We start from the raw sequence: 19,836 nt of genomic DNA, 5'->3' as shown, positions 1-19,836 counted from the left end.
ACTCCTTGCTAAACGCTCTCCGCTAAACGCTTCACGCCAAACGCTCTCCGCTAAACGCCTAACGCTTCACGCCATCCGCTCCGCCCAAAACAAAAATCCCCGATCACTTTGAAGTAATCAGGGATTCCGTATAATTTAAAAGTAAGATTACTTTTTAGCTTGTTGTTGCTGACGCATATAGTCATCCAAACGTTGCTGGAATTTAGACTTTTTCTTTTTCTCATCAGCTGGTCTGGCTTTGTTTTGCTGAATCAAAGCATGGATTTTATCATCGTCAACCATTTTACGAATTAAGAACTGCTGTCCGAAAGTCATTAAGTTGGCTAAGAAATAATAATAGTTTAATCCGGCAGGGTAGCTATTTAACACACCTAAGAAAATAACCGGCATGATGTAACCGATGTACTTCATTTGACCAGTTGCTCCAGAAACCTGATTGTTGAAATAAGTCATAATCAATGTAGAGATGGTCATCAATACACACATTAAACTTAAGTGATCGCCAATGAAAGGGATTTTTACGCCGAATTTGATAAACTCATCATAAGTTGATAAATCTTTCATCCACAAGAAACTCTCGCCACGTAGCTCAAACAAGTTAGGGAAGAAGAAGAAGAAGGCCATTACCAAAGGCAATTGTAATACCATAGGCAAACATCCGCCCAGCGGATTTACACCGGCTTTCTTATAGAGTTTTAAATATTCCTGTTGAACCAGTGTTGGATTATCTTCGCCTACCTTAGCTTTAATTTCGTCCATTTCCGGCTTTAAAACTCTCATTTTAGCCATTGAAAGATAAGACTTATAAGTAAGTGGCGATAAAGCAACTTTTAGTAAAATGGTTAATACCAAAATGATTAATCCATAGTTCCAGCCAAAGCTGTTTAAAAAGTTAAATACAGGTAGTACGATGAAACGGTTAATGTATTTCAATGGCCAGTAGCCCATATCAACCTGTTGCTCTAAATCATAACCTTGTGCTTTTAGTGCCGAGAATTTGTTGGTTCCGAAATAGAATTCCATTTCATAAACCTGGTTAGCCGTATGTGCATATGGCAATTGCATATTGGCATCATAAAACTTCACCAAACCTGGAGCCGTTGGAATTTTAACTTCTAAACTTCCTTTTTCGAAAGCCTGTTTAGAGATTAAAGAAGCGGAGAAAAAGTGTTGTTTGAAAGAGAACCACTGGATTTTACCTTTCGATAAATCTTCTTTCTCATCTTTCGAAACACTTAGGTGGTCTACATCGCCATCTAAATATTTGTAGTATGGTGCAGAGTAACGGTGCTCACTTTCGATCGATTTTTCTTGCTGTAATAAAGTAGTCTGCCAGTTTAAACCAATGTTATTACCTGCAATTACTTGTTGTAAGCCAACTAAATTGATGTTGAAAGCAACTTTATTACTTAACGCCTTTAAATCGTATACATATTCTACATATGCGTTAGCGCCATAATTGGCACGCATGGTAACTGTATTTCCGGTTTTTGTAGGAGTAAAGTATAAATCGTTGGTATTAATTACTTTACCAGCAGCATTAAGATTTAAACCAAACTTGTTCTGATTTCCATCAAATAAAATCAATGGTTTACCGGTAAAGGTTTTCTGGCCTTTAATTTCAACCGAAGTAATTTTACCGCCTTTATTGCTTAAAGTGATTAATAAATTCTCGTTTTCTAACACGGTATTGGCTTCTGTACCGGTTATTGCGGTACCAAAAGGACCTTTTAACGCTAAAGAATCTACAGCCGGGTTAGCAATTGCAGCTGTTTTAGTGGTATCTTTTTGTACTGGTGTAATACCAGATTTTTTTGCCAATTCGATACTGTCTCTTTCTTTGGCTTGTTTCATTTCAGCCGTGCTCGGCCTCAAAAAATAGAATGATCCTGCCAAAATGATCATAATCAGGAACAGTCCTGTAAAGGTATTTCTATCCATTATTTACGTATATACTGCTTTTAATTCGTTTTCTTTTTTGCAAACTCCATCGCAGCGGCGACAAATTTAACAAAAAGTGGGTGAGGATTAGCAACTGTTGATTTTAATTCCGGGTGAAACTGTCCGCCAACGAAAAATGGATGATTTTTAAGCTCCACAATTTCAACTAAATTGGTTTGTGGATTCATACCTGATGCAATCATTCCTGCATCTTCGTATTGTTTTAAATAATCATTATTAAATTCGTAACGGTGACGGTGACGCTCATTAATGTGCGATTTACCGTAAATAGAAAAAGCTTTTGTTCCTTTTTTAATATCGCAAGGGTAAGAGCCTAAACGCATTGTTCCACCTTTGTTTGTTATTTTTTTCTGCTCTTCCATCATGTTAATTACCGGATTTGCAGCATTTTCTTCAATTTCTGTCGTATGTGCATCTTTCAAACCTAAAACGTTACGGCCAAATTCGATCACAGCACATTGCATACCCAGGCAGATGCCGAAGAAAGGAACATTGTTCTCACGAACATATTTTATGGCATCAATTTTACCCTCAATACCGCGGCTACCAAAACCTGGTGCCACTAAAACACCTTGTAAGTGACCTAATTTGTCTTTTACATTATCAGGGAAAATTCCTTCGGAATGGATATATTCTACTTTAACCTTACATTCATTTTTCGAACCTGCGTGTACAAAAGATTCGATAATTGATTTATAAGCATCAGGTAATTCTACATACTTACCAATCAAACCAATTCTAACCTCTGCGGTAGGATTTTTTAAACGGCCTAAGAAATCTTTCCAGCTTTCCATATCCGGATCGCTTTTGGTCGGTAATTTTAATTTCGATAAAACAGTTTTATCCAATTGTTCTTTTAACATCAACAATGGCACATCATAAATAGTAGATGCATCCATCGATTCGACTACCGCATTGATGTTAACGTTACAAAATAAAGCAATTTTTTTTCTGATCTCAGGACTAATGTGGTGCTCGGTTCTGCAAACCAGTATATCCGGCTGTATTCCGTATTCCAGTAAAGCTTTAACAGAGTGTTGCGTTGGTTTCGTTTTTAACTCGCCGGCAGCAGCTAAATAAGGTACCAGGGTTAAGTGGATTACAATGGCATTGGTACTGCCTTCTTCCCATTTAAACTGACGAACAGCCTCAATGAATGGTAGAGATTCAATATCACCAACAGTTCCGCCAAGTTCAGTAATCACAATATCGTATTCACCGCTATCGCCTAAAATACGCATGTTGCGTTTAATTTCGTCGGTAATGTGAGGTACAACCTGAACTGTTTTGCCCAGGTACTCACCTTTACGTTCTTTGTTAATTACGTTCTGGTAAATACGGCCGGTAGTGATGTTGTTTGCCTGCGATGTTGGAACGTTAAGGAAACGCTCATAATGACCAAGATCCAGGTCGGTTTCAGCACCATCTTCGGTTACAAAGCATTCGCCATGTTCGTATGGATTTAAAGTTCCCGGATCGATATTGATGTACGGATCGAATTTTTGAATGGTTACACGGTAGCCACGTGCCTGTAAAAGTTTAGCTAAAGATGCGGAAATGATGCCCTTACCTAAAGAGGAAGTAACACCGCCCGTAACAAAAATATACTTTGTCATGATTGATAATTTGTGGAATTAACCAGGTGTTTTGAGCCTGTTTAATTGTTTTTGTACGGGATACAAAGGTACAAAAAATTATCGCTCGATTAGATACTTGCCAGATTATTTTTTCATCATATTATATCTCTGATAGTGACTGTTTTAGCTTAGGCGCCAACTTAAAGTATCAGCTTGTAAAGTTCTTTTTTTATATCTTCTATCTTTCTGGGGTTCTTTTTATCATCATAACGGGTATAGAGGTCGATCATTTTTTTGAAATCTTTTTCAGTATCCGTCCTTTTTCCTTTTGAAGGTGGAACAATGTTTAAGATGGGAACGTTTTTGGCCTCAACCTTGGTGGCAAACCATGTGGTGTTGTATCGTGGAATGGCCAGCCCCAATATCATTCCAGGCAAACCCGTAAATCCTTCTGGACCGCCTTTTAATAAAATTTCTTCACTATAGAAAGCCACTACGGTAACAGAATCGTTTATTACTGCGGTCGCTTTACGGCATTCGTAACCGGCAATCTGGCGAACATCGTGCATGATTTTCCAGTTGAGATGGGGGATAGTGTCTTTTAAAATAAAATCTTCGCCATTTATTGGTTTTCTGATTACCCTTGCCTTTTTACTAAAGTCGGTGTACATTTCATTTGTATTTTCACCGGCAATAAAGAAGAAATTATTATCGTTTAAGGTTTCTTTTGGTTTAAGCTTATAAATAGAGCAGCTATCGTTAAAACTGTAATCCCAATTGGAAATTCTGTACTTGCTCATTTTATCCCTGGCATCGTCTGAGATCCAGGTGTTCGAAGCCAGTTGCTGTTTTTGGTTGATTTTTTTCTCGAAAGTTATTTTAGCACTCTTGATGAAAACGGTTTGTGCTTTAATTATCGTCACTGCAAAAAACAGCATCATTGTTAATCCTAAGTGTTTCATCTTCTGTTATTTTTTGTCTTGTTTAATGAAATTTCCGGTTAAATTATAGGTAACGCCAATCAGTACGTACCTCGGAATAAAGCTGTTGGTATATTCGCTGATGCTATTGCCTCCAACATAACGGTTATAGCCAATTTTCTCAGCCAGAATATCAGAAATGGATACTTTTACTTCTAATTCTTGTGATTTAAGCATTTTCTTAGATAAATAAGCGTTCCATAACGCAATATTTACGGGTGTGCTGAATGAGGAATTGGCAGGTTGATAAGATAATGATATGCTGGTGTTAAACTCGGTATTATAGGGGAGCTGGATGTTCCCTGAAATATCATGATTGTGGATAAAGCTTTTTCCATTATTTATCGAACCGATGGATGACCGGCTGTTCGAAAACGTAAAGGAAGGATTGTACTGCAGCTGAACTTTATTGTCATAATAACTAAAGCGTGGACGGAAACTCAGGCTGTTGTTTACATTTTCATTCAGTTTGTTGTTTAAAATGGAAACGGATGTCGAATGGTTAAAACTGGCATTAAAGCCGGTATTAAAATGAATTTTACTAAAACTTTTATTAAAGCTTGCACCTCCGTAAAAATTATTATTCCCATCTAAATTGATATAACTGCTGATGGTTTTGTTTACCTCATCAACTGTTCTCGTACTCACAACAGCATTTTTGGTAAAGCTATAGCCGCCGTATACGTAGGCGTACATCTGCGATTTTTGCTGGTAAATATTAAAATTAAAGCCAAAATTATTGTTGAACGATGGTTTTAAATCTGGATTACCTCTTATTTCATAAAGTGGATTGTTGATTTGTCTGATGGGTTGTAATTGATCCAGACTAGGCTGTCGGGTATTTCCGTTGTAGCTTAATGATACACTGGTACTTTTGCCTAGTTTATAGTTGAAGTTACTCTGTGGGGCCCAGTTTAAATAGTTCCGGTTAAATTTGTTGTTCCGGTCTAAATCATTCAGCTCAAATGTGGTTTCGGTAGCCTCTGCACCACCAGATAAGGTGAACTTCTTCGATCTGTATTGCAATACCACTTTACCAATGTTCGAAAAATTATTGAAATCGAAATTGTTGCTCAGCGAATCGATACGTTTATTATTTAATGATTTATCGAACACCAGTTTATGGCTATTTGATGCCACAGTTTTAAAGCTATAGGCTGTTTGTAACGAAAATTGTTTGCCCAAAGGTTCTGTATACGATATTCTGGTACCTAGAGAGCTTTCGGTGCCCGAATTATCGTTCAGGAAATTCTGGTTAACCGTTCTGTTAATTGTTCCACTGCCATCGGTATAATTGGTTACACTTAAACTGGTACCCAGGCTGGTGCTGCTTTTGGTTTCAGGTTGTATATCAATGGAAAGTGTTCTTCCTTTTTTTACAAACTTTTTCGAGTAATTGATATTTCCGTTAAACAAATCATTGTCGCCATTGCTGTCGTTAAACTGATCACTGTTGTTAACAAATATCCCGGCGTCATTTTTGGTTTCGTTGGTGCTTATATACTGGCTGCTGTTTTTTCGTTTACTGCCTGCAAACGATATTTTTAAGGTAGAAAGTGAATCTATTTTAACATCAACGCTACCTTTTAAACTTTGCCCGGTGTTTCTGGTTTCGCTGTTTGATCTGCCTTCGCTAAAGAAATTCGTTCCATTAGGCAATAACGACTGGTTTTTATAGGTGGTTCTGTCCAATATATTTCTTTCACTGACTTTATAATTCAGTTTTAGGCCAATTTTGTTTTCATTCCATTTGTCGGAAAAATGCGCACCATATCCGGTTACATCAGGCAGGCCACTGGATGGCGAAAAATCATCCTCATCACGGCTGCCGCCATAGCTGATCATCACCGTACTGCCGTCATCACCCACTTCAATTACATCATAATCATTGCCTTTTAACTTACTCATGGCGGCGCTTGCTTTCGAATCCTGATTGGTATTGGAATTGGATCCAAATACAGCAGCTTTTAATTTGTTTTTATAAATGCCCGCCATACCACCGATGTTTTTATAGTGCTTGAGGTCGCTATTGGCATCCAGGGTACTGAGATACCCGTTTTTAGCGTTTTCCTTGAGCTTGATGTTCATGACTTTCTCTTTGGCATCGCCTTCTTTTATGCCTGATAATTCTTCCTCTTTGGTTTTTTTATCGTAAACCTGCACTTCGCTAACCGCATTGGCTTTCAGGTATTTTTGTGCCAGAAGCGGATCGTCGCCAAAAAATTCCTCGCCATCAACCAAAAGCGTGTTTACATCTTTTCCGCCAGCTTTTATGGCGCCATCTTTATCTACCTCAATTCCCGGTAAGCGCCTTAATAAATCCTGTAGATTGGCATGTGGTTTTACTGCAAAACTATCTGCCTGATAAGTTATGGTATCGCCTTTCATGCTAATGGCCTGTTTTTGAGCCTTAATTACCACTTCATTTAAGAGCGTGGCTTTGCTATCCATCGCAATATTACCCAGGTTGAATTTGGATGAATCAGACAACTGGATGTCTCTGATATAATCGGCCATTTTAGGGAAGGTAACCACCAGGGTATAATTTCCTTTTTTTAAATTCGAAAACTCGAATGCACCGTTGGCCTTAGTGCGTGCATCTTTAATTAAAATAGAATCTTTGCTTGATATCAGCAGGATAGCACTATTTTGTAATTTTGTTTTTTCAACAGTATCAACTACAACACCTTTGATGCTTGCGTTTTGTGCCAGTGCGGGTAAAAATAGTAATGAAAAAATAAGAGCCGAGAAGAGTTGCTTGAGCATGGAGGATCTGGAGAAACGTTAAATAATTTATGTTTGGTTGAGTGCACTAAACTACAACTATTTATTTAGTTTAAAAATAAATATTAAAATATTTTTTTATAAAGAAAAGGAGGAGGGATAGCTTAACACAGAGAATGATGACATTTTATTTTTCTGCTGCCAAGATCAATTTTTTGATGAGTACAATTTGTCCAAAATGGTAATAGCTATGCTCAATTACGCCTTCTATATTGCGCAGATAGGTGCCATACTTTTCATTTACAAATATTTCATCTAATTTTTCATCAGGAATTTGTGCTACTTCATCAGCGAAAGCTGCCGAATTTGCCAAAAACGCTTCCACCAGTTTTTTCCAATCCGCTTCTGATTGTATTGGCGGAAGGTCGAAACTATATTGATCTTTAATTTCGAGCAAGCCGCCTTTAAATACATTTAAAATGCCAAGCAGGTAATAATTAATGTGGTAGGTTAAAGCCGCAATGGTATTTAAATCTGCTATCTGATGTGTAGCCTGTTGCCAGGTAATACTTAATAACTGGTCTTTGTAGTTGGTATTGGCAATCCAATATCCGTTTAATAAAACTTCTCTCAGGCGGTTTGCAATAAACTCAGATCTTTTCATTGGTCTCATTTCTTAGTTGAAACTATGGACTTTTAGTGCAAGACTTACTTTTCTACAAATTTTTATTTTTTGCCACAGATTAGATACAATCTGCGAATCTGTGGCTTTTTTTAACAACGAATTGGATTCTAATTTGCTGACATTGATTTATAGCTATTAACAACAGTTATAGTAAATTTTTACTTTCTGCTCTTTTTCGCTCCAGGCAATATAAATGTTATTCTCTTTTCCTAAACGATATTTGAAACCGTTTAATCCCGATTTCTTTAATTCTTCGTAAAGGGCTTTGTCGGGCGTGTAATTGTCGGCCTTATCTTCCGGCATTACAGCAGGTTCGAGAAAATTATCATCACTGAAAAAATCATCGGCAATGGTTTTTAAGAATATAACCTGGTCTTTTTCTTTGGAGAGGTCAACATTTGGATCAGTACTGCCCAATAATTCAGTTCCTTTGATTTTGGTATTGTAAATTTCTTTTCCATCGGCATTTTTAATCGTAAAGTTCAAAACCATTTCTTCAGGTTTTCTGCCGGTAAGTTCGATTTTAAAAGTATCCAAACGTTTTAAATCGGAAAATGACTTAGCGAGGCTTTGGTTAACGTTTTTAAATTCAATGGCATTGGTTTCCTTTTTGTTGTCCGAATTACAGGCAAAAAAAACGATAGTAAGCAGGAGCAGTGTGATGGATTTTCTTTTCATATTGGTAAATCGATCTAAAATAGTAAAAATTTAAATTGAATGATTTACAGATAAAAAATTTGTGATCAATAATTAAGTTTTTATATTTGCGTAACTGATTACGTAATTAATTGTTGTTATGAATTTTTTTGAACAGGTAGGTAAGGTCGCTATAGGAAGCAGGTTAAGGATGTTAACCGATAAAGTGACAGAAGATGGTGCACAGATATATCAATTGTATGATATCGATATGCAGCCCAAGTGGTTTCCGGTATTTTATGCTTTAACCAAAGACAAGGAAAAAACCATAACCGAACTCGCTAAAGAAATCGGTCATTCGCACCCGTCAGTAAGTAAAATTATCAGTGAAATGCTGAAAAAAGGTTATGTTAAAGAAAGCAAAGACAAAGCCGATGGACGTAGAAATGTGGTGAGCCTTTCAGAAATGGGGATGGAGATTTCGGCAAAAATAGAAGATCAATTGATTGATGTAAATGCTGCCGTTGAAGAAATTTCCGCTCAATCGCAAAATAACCTTTGGGAAGCCATAGGCGAGTGGGAGTTTTTATTGGAACAAAAAACTTTACTAAGAAGGGTAATGGAAAAGAAAAAAGAGCGTGATAGCTTAAAAGTCGAAATTGTAGATTACCAACCCAAATACCAGGACATATTCAGGTCGCTCAATGTGGAATGGATTTCACAGTATTTTACCATGGAAGATTCTGATTATAAAGCGCTGGACAATCCGCAGGGTTATATTTTAGATAAAGGAGGTTTTATACTCATTGCACTTTACGAAGGCGAGCCCTTAGGCGTTTGTGCATTAATTAAAATGAATGACGGCGAATACGATTTTGAACTGGCCAAGATGGCTGTATCGCCAAAAGCACAGGGTAAAAATGTTGGCTTTTTATTGGCAAATGCCATTGTAGAAAAAGCCAGATCGTTAGGCGCCTCAAAAATTTATTTAGAAAGCAATACCATTTTAAAACCGGCGATAAATCTCTATCACAAGTTAGGTTTTCAAAAAGTGGCAGGTAAACCAACGCCGTATACGCGTTGCAATATCCAGATGGAGCTGGTGATTAGGTAAATGAATGGTTAGCGCGGGGCGTTTAGGGTTTAGGGAGTAGTAATAACCGCTAAGCCCTAAACTTATAACCAATTATTCCAGTTTCAACGCCTTAAGCAATTTATTTAGTTTCAATAAATCCTCTGGCGTGTCTATTGCAACTGTTTCTAAATCAGTTACTTTAGTCTGAATGTAAAATCCGTTTTCAATCCAGCGAAGCTGCTCTAAACTTTCGGCAATTTCTAAAGAGGATGGAGGCAATTTGGTGATGGCTTTCAACGATTCTGTCCGGTAACCATAAATACCAATATGTTTATAAAACTGATGTTTTTCTGCCCATACACCTGGTTCACCATTTCTGATAAAAGGAATTGGACTCCGGCTAAAATACATGGCACGACCGTTTACATCGATCACCACTTTAGGGCTATTGGGATTGTATACACTTTCCTGGCTTTGGATTGATTTGATTAACGTTGCCAGTTGTACTTTTTCTTCGGTAAAGCAGCTTGCCAATAATTCAATCTGGGCAGGTTCGATAAATGGTTCATCGCCTTGTATGTTGATCACAATATCGTAGCCGGGTAAAGTTTCAATCACTTCAGCGCATCTGTCGGTTCCGCTTTGGTGATCAGATGAGGTGAAGATAAATTCTCCACCAAACCGTTTTACTTCATCGGCAATCCGTTCATCATCGGTGGCAATGACTACTTTCGATAAGCTTTTGGCTTTCGATGCCTGTTCGTAAACCCTTTGGATCATGCTTTTTCCAGCAATATCTACTAACGGCTTTCCCGGAAAACGGGTAGAGGCATATCGTGCAGGAATAATTCCGATAATTTTTGGATTTCCTAACGTGGAGCTTAAATTTCTATCACTCATATATTATTTCGATAGAATTGATAAAAAACAAATATGAAGATCAATGCGATGATAATATAAGATATCGGATGTGCAAAATTGAATGTCCAACCAAGCAATTTTACACGTTTCGGAACAATTAATCTCGAATCTTTTTTATTGAAATAAAAAGTACCCCATTTCCAGTTCTCCGGATTATCGTGTTCGAAATCTTTTTCCATATTTATCACATTAAATATTTAAACCATTTAGGGGCAGGAGTGTTAAAATAAACCGTTAATCTCCGCTTCTATAGATTGGATTACCGTACCTAAATCTTCAGGGTTGTTGGTGAAATCTAACTTATCTTTATCTAAAATCAATAATTTACCCAGGTTATAACCTTTAATCCAGGCTTCGTATTTTTCGTTCAGTTTAGACAGGTAATCGATACGGATGCCTGCTTCGTATTCACGGCCACGACGCTGGATATTATTCACCAATGTAGGTACCGACGCACGCAAGTAAACCAATAAATCTGGCGGTTTAATAAAAGATGTAATATTATCAAAAATAGCCCGGTAGTTATCATGGTCACGGGTGGTCATTAGAGCCATATCATGCAGGTTTTCGGCAAAAATATGTGCATCCTCGTAAATGGTCCTGTCCTGGATGACATTACGTTTATTAACCTCAATATCGGTAATTTGCTGAAAACGGCTATTCAGGAAATAAATCTGCAGGTTAAAGCTCCATCGTTTCATGTCGCTGTAAAAATCTTCCAGATAAGGGTTATTGTCCACAGCTTCGTATAAAGCTTCCCATCCATAATTCTTGGCCAATAAGCCTGTTAAGGTAGTTTTACCGGCACCTATATTTCCTACAATTGCTATGTGCATATTTTCTTGCGTTTTGCGGTGAGCGTTTTGCGTCAGGCGATTATAGCGCCAACCGCGATCCGCTTACCACAATATTAATTAAAAACTTTTAAACCCGATTAAACTGCGAACTTCTCTGATGGTTTTTTGTGCGCTTTCACGGGCCTTTAATGCGCCGTGTTTAGCAACTTGTCTTAGGTAAGCATCATCTTTGGCAATATCCAAAATACGCTCACGCATAGGTGCAGTCGTAATAATCATATCTTCTGCCAGTTGTTTTTTGAAATCACCATAGCGGATCTGCATTTTGCTGTACAAATCTTCAAAATGTGCAAGGGTATCAGCACTCGATACCACTTTCATTAAATCAAAAAGATTCTGGATCGGCTCAGGTTTAGGTTGGTTTTCTTCTGTTGGACCACCGTCGCTAACTGCTTTCATTACTTTTTTGCGGATGGTTTCAGGATCATCAGATAGATAAACGGCATTGGCTTCACCTTCTGATTTACCCATTTTTCCTTTACCATCTAAACCAGGTACTTTAACCAGTTTGTCAGAGTAGCTAAAAGCATAAGGTTCAGGGAAATATTCCGTATTGTATAACCTGTTGAAACGGTTTCCGAAAGTACGGGCCATCTCCAAATGTTGCTCCTGATCTTTTCCAACAGGTACTTTTGTAGCCTTATGGATTAAAATATCGGCCGCCATTAGTACCGGATAGGTTAATAAACCTGCATTTACGTTATCAGGGTTGGCACGCACCTTATCTTTAAAAGAAGTACTGCGCTCCAGTTCACCCATATACGCGTTCATATTTAGATATAGGTATAACTCCGCAATTTCGGGAACATCACTTTGTATGTAAATGGTGCTGTTTTCTGGATCAATTCCACTCGCCAGGTATTCAACCAAAACATGTTTAATGTTTCCATGTAAATCGGCTGGAGTAGGATGTGTAGTTAACGAGTGTAAATCGGCAATAAAAAAGTAGCAATTATAGTCGTTCTGCATTTGAACGAAGTTTTTAACCGCACCGTAATAATTACCCAAATGTAATTTTCCTGTTGAGCGAATGCCGCTCACCACTGTTTCTTTCATAATGGCACGAAATTAAAAATAAAATACAAGCAAATCATAAATCGCTTCATTTTTAATGGTAAGATTTTTTAGAACACTCGTCATCTCGACCGGAGTGCAACGTAGTGGAACGGAGAGTCTGTCGAAGGACTAGATTTTTCTACAACTTGAGCCGATCATCCTATGGTGTGTACACATCTTTCGATGTAGGTTTTTTATACATTTTGCTAACACCCTTTAATGAAGCACAGGTTTTACCGAAGAACACCGTCAACCCCAAGTGGCGGGAGAATCAAAAAAACAGGTGCAGAAAGAACAAGTTGCAATTACAAACCTTAAACGCAGTGGTTTTGTGTTCATAAGCGCTTATTCAAAGGTTTGACGAATTTTGAACACAAAACGAAGTGCCGTTGTTTTTTTGATGAGCCAGGGTAATGAAAAGCCACATTGCCGGATTGACAAAGCGCTTTGGGTACTTTGGCGCCACAAAGTACCATGCCCCCGCGGCAAAGAGCGGAAAACAACAAAATTTATCTCTTAACTATTGTTTAATAAGAAATCAAAATCTGTTAATAGCAGGAAAGATGCTGATCCCGAAGCTTCGGGACAGCACGACGATCTTATTAAAAAAATAGGCTAAAAATAAATACAAGCTAACAAAGGTGTTTCTACCCGATAACATTCATTAGTAAGCTCAACGTGAGAATGTGGATCGAATTTTTCCTAGCGATTGGAGTCACAACACCTGCAGGATAAACACATACTTGAAATATCAAACTATTTTATATTTTTGATTATCTATGATTTATTTTCTAAGACAAGTACACCGGGTATGGTTTCTATTCTGGATACTGTTTTTTTTCGCTCTGTTCTATCCTTTATACTACGTTACTTCACGTAATGAGAAATATTACAGCATCCTGAATTTTTTCAGAAAAGCCAATAGTTTTTTGTGCAGTCTGTTTTCAGGTGTTTTTTTTCGTTTCCAGTATGAAGAAAAGCTGAATCGTAAACAAACCTATATCTACTGCGCCAACCACACCTCTAACCTGGATATCATGATTTTCTGTATTATGGGGCATGGTAAATTTCACTTTATGGGAAAGGATGAACTGCTGAATAATCCGGTATTGGGCATTTTTTTTAAAACCATCGATATTTCAGTAAACCGCGACAGTAAGATTTCGGCTTTTAAAGCATTTAAAAAAGCTGGCGAGAACCTGGAAAAAGGAATGAGTCTGATTATCTTTCCGGAAGGTAAAATTGATGATCATTACCCTCCCAAGTTAGGCGAATTTAAAAATGGTCCCTTCCGTTTGGCCATTGATAAAAATATCCCGCTGGTACCCGTGAGTATTACCGATGTTTGGAAAATTAATTGGGACGACGGCGCAAAGTATGGAAGTAAGCCAGGAATTTGCGATATTTACGTCCACAAACCCATAAATACATCAACTTTGGCCGATGTTGATGCTGATGTATTGAAAGAAAAGGTTTATACATTGATTGATAATAAGTTAGTATAGATATGAATTTAGACGCAAAAACCATCCATAAAATAGCCGATCTGGCCAGAATTCATATTGATGATAAACAGGTGGATACACTCATTCCTGAAATGAACAAAATTTTGTCATTCATGGAAAAATTAAATGAATTGGATACTTCAAATGTAAAACCGCTGGTTTATATGAACGAATCGGTAAATGTTTGGAGAGAAGATATAGTGAAACAGGAAATAGCTACGGCTGATGGCTTGAAAAACGCAGCAAAGCATAGCGACCAGTTTTTCATGGTGCCAAAAATTATTGAAAAATAATAGATCTATCGTCATGCTGAACTGAATCTGATAGTTATCGGATCAGCATCATGAGTTTTATTAATTTTTAACCGTCTTGTAACATCTTACCTGCTACGCTTGTCTAAAAAAGAAAAAACATGGAGAAACCACTCATCACGATAAAAGAAATTGGCCGTAAATATGTTATTGGATCTGAAGTGATTCACGCTTTAAAATCAGTTTCTTTAGATATTAATAAAGGCGAATTTGTAGCATTGATGGGGCCATCTGGTTCTGGTAAATCAACCCTGATGAATATTTTAGGGTGTTTGGATACACCTTCAAGCGGAACCTATGTTTTAAATGGAACCAATGTGAGTCACATGAGTGATGATGCCCTGGCAGAAGTGCGTAATCAGGAAATCGGTTTTGTTTTTCAAACCTTTAACTTATTGCCACGCTCAACATCTTTAGATAATGTAGCCTTACCTTTAATTTATGCCGGAACAAGCAAAAAGGACAGGGATGCAAGAGCCGCTAGAGCATTAGAAAATGTAGGCTTAGGTAATCGCATGGATCATAAGCCAAATGAATTATCGGGCGGTCAGCGTCAGCGTGTGGCTGTGGCCAGGGCTTTGATCAATAACCCTTCTATTATTTTAGCAGATGAGCCAACCGGTAACTTAGATACCAAAACATCAATTGAAATAATGGGTTTACTGGAAGAAATCCACAGCAAAGGCAATACCATCATTTTAGTAACACACGAAGAAGATATTGCACAGCACGCCCACCGCATTGTACGTATGCGTGATGGTTTGATTGAAAACGATTATTTAAATACCGACATCAAAAATGTATCTCCACGTTTGCAGGCTTTGAAAGATAATGGCAGCGATTGGGAGAAAATCAATTGAGGTTGATGGCATAAGGTGTAGGGCCTAAGGCTTTGAAAACCCTAAACCTTAAACCTTTCACCTTAAACCATTCCAGCATGAAAATCTACACGAAAACAGGCGATAAGGGGCAAACATCACTCATTGGTGGTACCCGTGTGCCTAAATATCATTTGCGTATCGAAACCTATGGAACTGTTGACGAATTAAATTCGTACATCGGCTTAATCATGTGTCAGGATATTGAAACGCAGGACCAGAAACTACTAAAGGAAATTCAGGACAGGTTATTTACCATTGGCTCATCGCTTGCAGCCGATCCTGAAACGTCCAGAATGAAAATCCCTGATCTGCACGATGCCGACATTACTTTGCTGGAAAATGAGATGGACCTGATGAACGAAAAGTTACCCGCTTTAAAACATTTTGTTTTGCCAGGTGGAAACACTGTAGTTTCTTACTGCCACATTGCGCGATGTGTTTGCAGAAGGGCTGAACGGCTGACCGTGGCACTTGCAGAAAATAGCTTTGTAGATGAGCGTGTAACCATTTATTTGAATCGTTTAAGCGATTATTTATTCGTTTTGGCACGAAAACTGACCGTGTATTTTAAGGCGGAAGAAAACATTTGGATTCCGCGGGTTTAATAGTGGAAAAATAAGTTTGTTTTGCTCAAAAATTTTAATATACTTTGCGCAATAATAAGAACAAGAATTTAATTGAATTGACGATATGTATTGGACATTAGAATTAGCATCGCACTTGGAAGACGCACCATGGCCTGCAACTAAAGACGAATTAATTGATTATGGTATCCGCTCTGGTGCCCCGGTAGAAGTAATTGAAAACTTACAGGCATTAGAAGATGATGGCGAACCTTATGAAACCATTGAGGAAATTTGGCCTGATTATCCAACTAAAGAAGATTTCTTCTTTAATGAGGATGAATACTAAACATCAGAAACTACAAAAAAAACCTTCCAGCTAAACTGGGAGGTTTTTTTATGCCTTCATCTCTTCATTTTTATTTCCTATATGTGAGCGCACCAATAAAATAATTACATTTTTTAAACAAAACCGAAAAGCTGAGTGTTAATACTCCAAATAATAACATTACTAAAAAATTAACACTATGGGAAATTTATTGTATTTAGTCGCAGTAGTATTGGTAATACTATGGGTGATCGGATTTATATTTCACGGCTTCGGCGACGTTGGCGGTATAATCCACGTTTTATTGGTAATCGCAGTTATTGCAATTCTGCTTAAAGTAATTGGCCGGGCTGCGTAAAAGATATATCGCACCGATATCCATGTGTTTAAATTAAGACTTTAAAGTAAGTGGATTAAAAAAGGAGTTTCATTTTTGAAACTCCTTTTTTGTATTTTAATTTTTCAGCAACAATTCGGCAAGCTCCAGATCGATGGGGTAGGTGATTTTAATGTTTCCTCTTTCTCCTTCGATGATATTAATCCCGTAGCCTACAGATTCTACTACACTTGCATCATCGGTAAAATGAACATTGAATTCCTGGTTATAAGCTTCCTTAAGAATGTTAAGGCTAAAAGTTTGTGGTGTTTGCACTAAATAAATTTCATCACGTTTTAATGCCGTTGTTTTATCGTCTCTAAGCAAGCGTACACTGTCGCTTGATTGTACTGCCGTAATCACGTTTCCCTGAAGCTCAGCTGCTTTAAAACAATTGTCGATAAGAGATTTGGAAACCAGTGGACGAACAGCATCGTGAATGGCCACATAACTTTCCTCTTCAATGGCATGGATTGCATTTTTTACCGAATGAAAACGCTCCGTGCCGCCATCGATAACCTGATGTGGTACATGGAAATTAAATTCTTCACATAACCTAAACCAGTAAGCCTGTTGATCTTTGTTGAGTACCAGTAAAATTTTAGGTTGGGTATCGCTTTGTGCAAAAGCTTTGATGGTGTGCATTAAAACCGGAAGGTTTTTGAGCAGTAGAAATTGTTTTGGGGTTTCCGTTTGCATCCGATTTCCAGAACCGCCTGCTACAATTATAGCGTAGTATTTCATAGTTGAGCGTTTAGGGTAAAGCGTTTAGGGCACAAAACCCCAAACGCCAACCGCAAAACTTATATAATTAGCATGGCATCGCCATAGCTGTAAAATTTATATTTTTCTTTTACTGCAACTTCGTAGGCATTCATTACGTTTTCGTATCCGCCAAATGCACTTACCATCATCAATAAAGTAGATTCTGGTGTGTGAAAATTGGTAATCATTGAATTTGCAATGCTGAAATCGTAAGGAGGGAAGATAAACTTGCTCGTCCAGTCGTTAGCGGCTTTTAACGTTCTGTTTGCAGAAACAGCCGATTCGATCGCACGCATAGAAGTGGTACCTACCGCACAGATTTTTCTTTTTTCCTCTAAAGCTTTGTTTACAATGTTCGCATCTTTTTGCTCGATGATAAACTGCTCAGAATCCATCTTGTGTTTGGTTAAATCTTCAACCTCAACCGTTCTGAAAGTTCCTAAACCCACATGTAACGTTACTTCTGCAAATTCTACACCTTTAAGTTCAAGGCGTTTCATCAACTCACGACTAAAGTGTAAACCTGCGGTTGGAGCAGCTACTGCACCTTCGTGTTTAGCGAAAATGGTTTGATAACGTTCTTTATCTTCAGCAGTAGCTTTACGTTTAATATATTTAGGAAGTGGAGTTTCACCTAAAATTTCAACGTTTTTTCTGAATTCTTCGTCAGTACCTTCAAATAAGAAACGGATGGTACGGCCACGTGACGTGGTATTATCTACAACCTCAGCAACCAATAAATCGTCGTCGCCAAAGTATAATTTATTGCCTACGCGGATTTTACGTGCCGGATCTACCAAAACATCCCATAAACGTAATTCCTTGTTTAATTCACGTAGCAAGAAAACCTCGATGGTTGCACCTGTTTTCTCTTTATTGCCATATAAACGGGCAGGGAAAACCTTAGTGTTATTTAATATCATTACGTCTTTGTCATCGAAATAACCTAAAACGTCTTTGAAAATTTTATGTTCAATTTTACCGCTGTCTTTATGTAAAACCATTAGGCGAGCTTCGTCGCGTTGTTCTGCCGGATTATTGGCTACTAATGATTCAGGTAAGTTGAATTTGAATTGTGATAATTTCATTCTTGATGAATTTTTTGAGGTGCAAAAATACGAATTTAATTTTTCTTTTTCGTATTTTATCAAACGCATTTTATGTATATTATGTTTTAATCATTTTAAATCAAATAATACAGGTCGATTAATGCATTGTAGACATAAAATTAATTAGTTTTGAAGATAAGCTGTAACCTTTTGAAAAGCTTTGCATCTAACCTTTAATTATGATAATCTTTAGGCTAATAGGCGAGAGTTTCCGTTTTGCATTTGATGCGTTGCGCCAGAATAAATTACGCACCATGTTGTCGCTTCTGGCTATAACAATCGGTATTTTTACCATTATTGCTGTATTCTCTGCAGTAGATACCTTTCGTGGTAAATTGCAGGCCAGTGTAGATAAACTGGGCTCAAACACCATTTATATTCAAAAATGGCCATGGAGTTTTGGCGATAATTATCCATGGTGGAAATACATGAACCGTCCTCAGCCTTCATTGCGTGATTTCGAAGCCCTCCGCGAGCGAATTGAACATGCGCAAGGCGTTACCTTCGAAATATCAACTAACGACAGGACAATCAAATACAGAAGTAACTCGGTAGAAGGCATTTCAGTATGGGCAGCCTCACACGATTTTAATAAAACCTGGAATTTCGAGCTTCAGGACGGCCGTTATTTTACTGAAAATGAGAGTAAAAATGGTACACCTGTTTGTATTTTAGGCTCTGACATTGCCGACGGACTTTTTGATGGCGATGCACCAGTGGGTAAACAAGTGCAGATTTTGGGCAGAAGATTAACCGTTGTTGGTGTTTTCAAAAAAGAAGGAGAAGATATGTTAGGTACTTCCCTTGATAAAAACGTAAATATTCCAATTGCTTTTGCAAAAGGAGTTTTAGATATTCAAAATGAACGTTACGGACCACAAATAACTGTCCGGGGTAAAGATAACGTAAGTCTGGAGGAAGTAGAAAGCGAATTGAAAGGTTTAATGCGCTCGATCCACAGAATCAGGCCAGGCCAGGAAGAAGATTTTGCGTTAAACAAAACCACCATTATTTCTAACCAGTTAGATTCGATGTTTAAAATGGTAAATATTGCCGGCTGGGTAATTGGTGGATTCTCGATCCTGGTTGGCGGTTTCAGTATTGCCAATATCATGTTTGTATCGGTTAAAGAGCGTACCAATATTATCGGTATCCAAAAATCGTTGGGCGCGAAAAATTATTTCATCCTGCTTCAATTTATATTCGAATCAATTTCGCTTTGTATTTTAGGTGGTTTGCTGGGCTTATTGCTCGTCTTTCTGCTCGCCCTGGGGATAGGTGCGGCCACAGATTTTCACATTATACTGGGCTTAAATAATATTGCCTTAGGTATTGGAATATCGATCATTATCGGCACGATTTCTGGTTTTTGGCCAGCTTATTCCGCATCAAGGTTAGATCCGGTAGAGGCAATCAGGAGTTAGTTTTTAGTTTCCAGTTGGCAGTTGGCGGTTTTCAGTTTGCAAATTCAGTGAAAGTTTTATAGTCCTTGTTTGTAACGAGGATTTGTGAGATTCACATTTGT

Annotated in this window: 20 protein-coding genes; 8 read left to right on the top strand and 12 right to left on the bottom strand. The window is 37.8% G+C overall.

The genetic code is table 11. The features are described from left to right. Positions 1 to 147: 147 nt before the first annotated feature. The 6 genes from yidC to AC07YT_RS02625 form a co-directional block, all read right to left on the bottom strand. A complete protein-coding gene (gene yidC, locus AC07YT_RS02650) occupies positions 148 to 1,941 on the bottom strand; it encodes a membrane protein insertase YidC (protein ID WP_086545929.1) in 1,794 nt (597 codons plus the stop codon). Positions 1,942 to 1,961: 20 nt separating this feature from the next. Then, positions 1,962 to 3,578, bottom strand: a complete 1,617-nt coding sequence (gene pyrG, locus AC07YT_RS02645) for a CTP synthase (RefSeq protein WP_086545930.1) — start codon at positions 3,576 to 3,578, stop codon at positions 1,962 to 1,964. 161 nt (positions 3,579 to 3,739) lie between these two features. After that, a complete protein-coding gene (locus AC07YT_RS02640) occupies positions 3,740 to 4,501 on the bottom strand; it encodes a GLPGLI family protein (RefSeq protein ID WP_086545931.1) in 762 nt (253 codons plus the stop codon). A 6-nt stretch (positions 4,502 to 4,507) separates the two neighbouring features. After that, positions 4,508 to 7,285 carry an outer membrane beta-barrel protein gene (locus AC07YT_RS02635; RefSeq protein WP_086545932.1) on the bottom strand — a complete coding sequence of 926 codons (2,778 nt, stop codon included), beginning with the start codon at positions 7,283 to 7,285 and terminating at the stop codon, positions 4,508 to 4,510. Positions 7,286 to 7,430: 145 nt separating this feature from the next. Then, the gene (locus AC07YT_RS02630; RefSeq protein ID WP_086545933.1) at positions 7,431 to 7,907 is read right to left on the bottom strand and encodes a DinB family protein; all 477 of its coding nucleotides are present in this window, start codon (positions 7,905 to 7,907) and stop codon (positions 7,431 to 7,433) included. A gap of 156 nt (positions 7,908 to 8,063) precedes the next feature. Next, positions 8,064 to 8,606: a hypothetical protein gene (locus tag AC07YT_RS02625; RefSeq protein ID WP_086545934.1), complete on the bottom strand. Its 543-nt coding sequence runs from the start codon at positions 8,604 to 8,606 to the stop codon at positions 8,064 to 8,066. 118 nt (positions 8,607 to 8,724) lie between these two features. Between AC07YT_RS02625 and AC07YT_RS02620 the strand changes: the two genes are divergently transcribed. Beyond that, positions 8,725 to 9,678, top strand: a complete 954-nt coding sequence (locus AC07YT_RS02620) for a bifunctional helix-turn-helix transcriptional regulator/GNAT family N-acetyltransferase (protein WP_086545935.1) — start codon at positions 8,725 to 8,727, stop codon at positions 9,676 to 9,678. A gap of 72 nt (positions 9,679 to 9,750) precedes the next feature. On the opposite strand, the gene kdsB is transcribed toward AC07YT_RS02620, so the two are convergent. The 4 genes from kdsB to trpS form a co-directional block, all read right to left on the bottom strand. Then, the gene (gene kdsB / locus AC07YT_RS02615) at positions 9,751 to 10,539 is read right to left on the bottom strand and encodes a 3-deoxy-manno-octulosonate cytidylyltransferase (protein ID WP_086545936.1); all 789 of its coding nucleotides are present in this window, start codon (positions 10,537 to 10,539) and stop codon (positions 9,751 to 9,753) included. Then, complete coding sequence (locus tag AC07YT_RS02610) at positions 10,536 to 10,739, bottom strand: DUF5808 domain-containing protein (protein WP_086545937.1); 204 nt, start codon at positions 10,737 to 10,739, stop codon at positions 10,536 to 10,538. The genes kdsB and AC07YT_RS02610 overlap by 4 nt, the downstream gene beginning before the upstream one ends. 42 nt (positions 10,740 to 10,781) lie before the next feature. Further along, complete coding sequence (locus tag AC07YT_RS02605; RefSeq protein ID WP_025144984.1) at positions 10,782 to 11,396, bottom strand: deoxynucleoside kinase; 615 nt, start codon at positions 11,394 to 11,396, stop codon at positions 10,782 to 10,784. Positions 11,397 to 11,474: 78 nt separating this feature from the next. Next, positions 11,475 to 12,473 carry a tryptophan--tRNA ligase gene (gene trpS / locus AC07YT_RS02600; protein WP_086545938.1) on the bottom strand — a complete coding sequence of 333 codons (999 nt, stop codon included), beginning with the start codon at positions 12,471 to 12,473 and terminating at the stop codon, positions 11,475 to 11,477. 779 nt (positions 12,474 to 13,252) lie between these two features. On the opposite strand from trpS, the gene AC07YT_RS02595 reads away from it, so the two are divergent. From AC07YT_RS02595 to AC07YT_RS02570, 6 genes are all read left to right on the top strand, one after another. Beyond that, positions 13,253 to 13,978: a lysophospholipid acyltransferase family protein gene (locus AC07YT_RS02595; RefSeq protein WP_086545940.1), complete on the top strand. Its 726-nt coding sequence runs from the start codon at positions 13,253 to 13,255 to the stop codon at positions 13,976 to 13,978. Positions 13,979 to 13,980: 2 nt separating this feature from the next. Then, complete coding sequence (gatC, locus tag AC07YT_RS02590; RefSeq protein ID WP_086545941.1) at positions 13,981 to 14,271, top strand: Asp-tRNA(Asn)/Glu-tRNA(Gln) amidotransferase subunit GatC; 291 nt, start codon at positions 13,981 to 13,983, stop codon at positions 14,269 to 14,271. Positions 14,272 to 14,390: 119 nt separating this feature from the next. Further along, the gene (locus tag AC07YT_RS02585; RefSeq protein ID WP_086545942.1) at positions 14,391 to 15,149 is read left to right on the top strand and encodes an ABC transporter ATP-binding protein; all 759 of its coding nucleotides are present in this window, start codon (positions 14,391 to 14,393) and stop codon (positions 15,147 to 15,149) included. 77 nt (positions 15,150 to 15,226) lie between these two features. Further along, positions 15,227 to 15,775, top strand: coding sequence for a cob(I)yrinic acid a,c-diamide adenosyltransferase (locus tag AC07YT_RS02580; RefSeq protein WP_086545943.1), 549 nt, complete (start codon positions 15,227 to 15,229; stop codon positions 15,773 to 15,775). 85 nt (positions 15,776 to 15,860) lie between these two features. Beyond that, on the top strand, positions 15,861 to 16,082 hold the full coding sequence (locus AC07YT_RS02575; protein ID WP_010603503.1) for a DUF2795 domain-containing protein: 222 nt from the start codon (positions 15,861 to 15,863) through the stop codon (positions 16,080 to 16,082). A gap of 178 nt (positions 16,083 to 16,260) precedes the next feature. After that, entirely contained in the window at positions 16,261 to 16,419 is a 159-nt protein-coding gene (locus AC07YT_RS02570; protein ID WP_139180130.1) for a lmo0937 family membrane protein, read from the top strand. 96 nt (positions 16,420 to 16,515) lie between these two features. Here the strand turns inward: AC07YT_RS02570 and AC07YT_RS02565 are convergent, their stop codons facing one another. Together AC07YT_RS02565 and queA are read right to left on the bottom strand one after the other, a co-directional pair. Further along, positions 16,516 to 17,181 (bottom strand): 2-C-methyl-D-erythritol 4-phosphate cytidylyltransferase, encoded by a 666-nt coding sequence (locus AC07YT_RS02565; RefSeq protein WP_086545944.1) that lies wholly within the window; start codon positions 17,179 to 17,181, stop codon positions 16,516 to 16,518. Between the two features lie 59 nt (positions 17,182 to 17,240). Next, positions 17,241 to 18,290, bottom strand: a complete 1,050-nt coding sequence (queA, locus tag AC07YT_RS02560) for a tRNA preQ1(34) S-adenosylmethionine ribosyltransferase-isomerase QueA (RefSeq protein WP_086549297.1) — start codon at positions 18,288 to 18,290, stop codon at positions 17,241 to 17,243. A gap of 200 nt (positions 18,291 to 18,490) precedes the next feature. Here queA and AC07YT_RS02555 point away from each other — a divergent pair, with 200 nt between their 5' ends. Continuing rightward, on the top strand, positions 18,491 to 19,735 hold the full coding sequence (locus tag AC07YT_RS02555) for an ABC transporter permease (protein WP_086545945.1): 1,245 nt from the start codon (positions 18,491 to 18,493) through the stop codon (positions 19,733 to 19,735). The last annotated feature ends 101 nt before the right edge of the window (positions 19,736 to 19,836 follow it).

It is taken from the genome of Pedobacter sp. GW460-11-11-14-TSB4 (assembly GCF_059423705.1).
The sequence above is the reverse complement of the archived record's forward strand: the minus strand, read 5'-3'. Positions and strand labels throughout refer to the sequence as shown.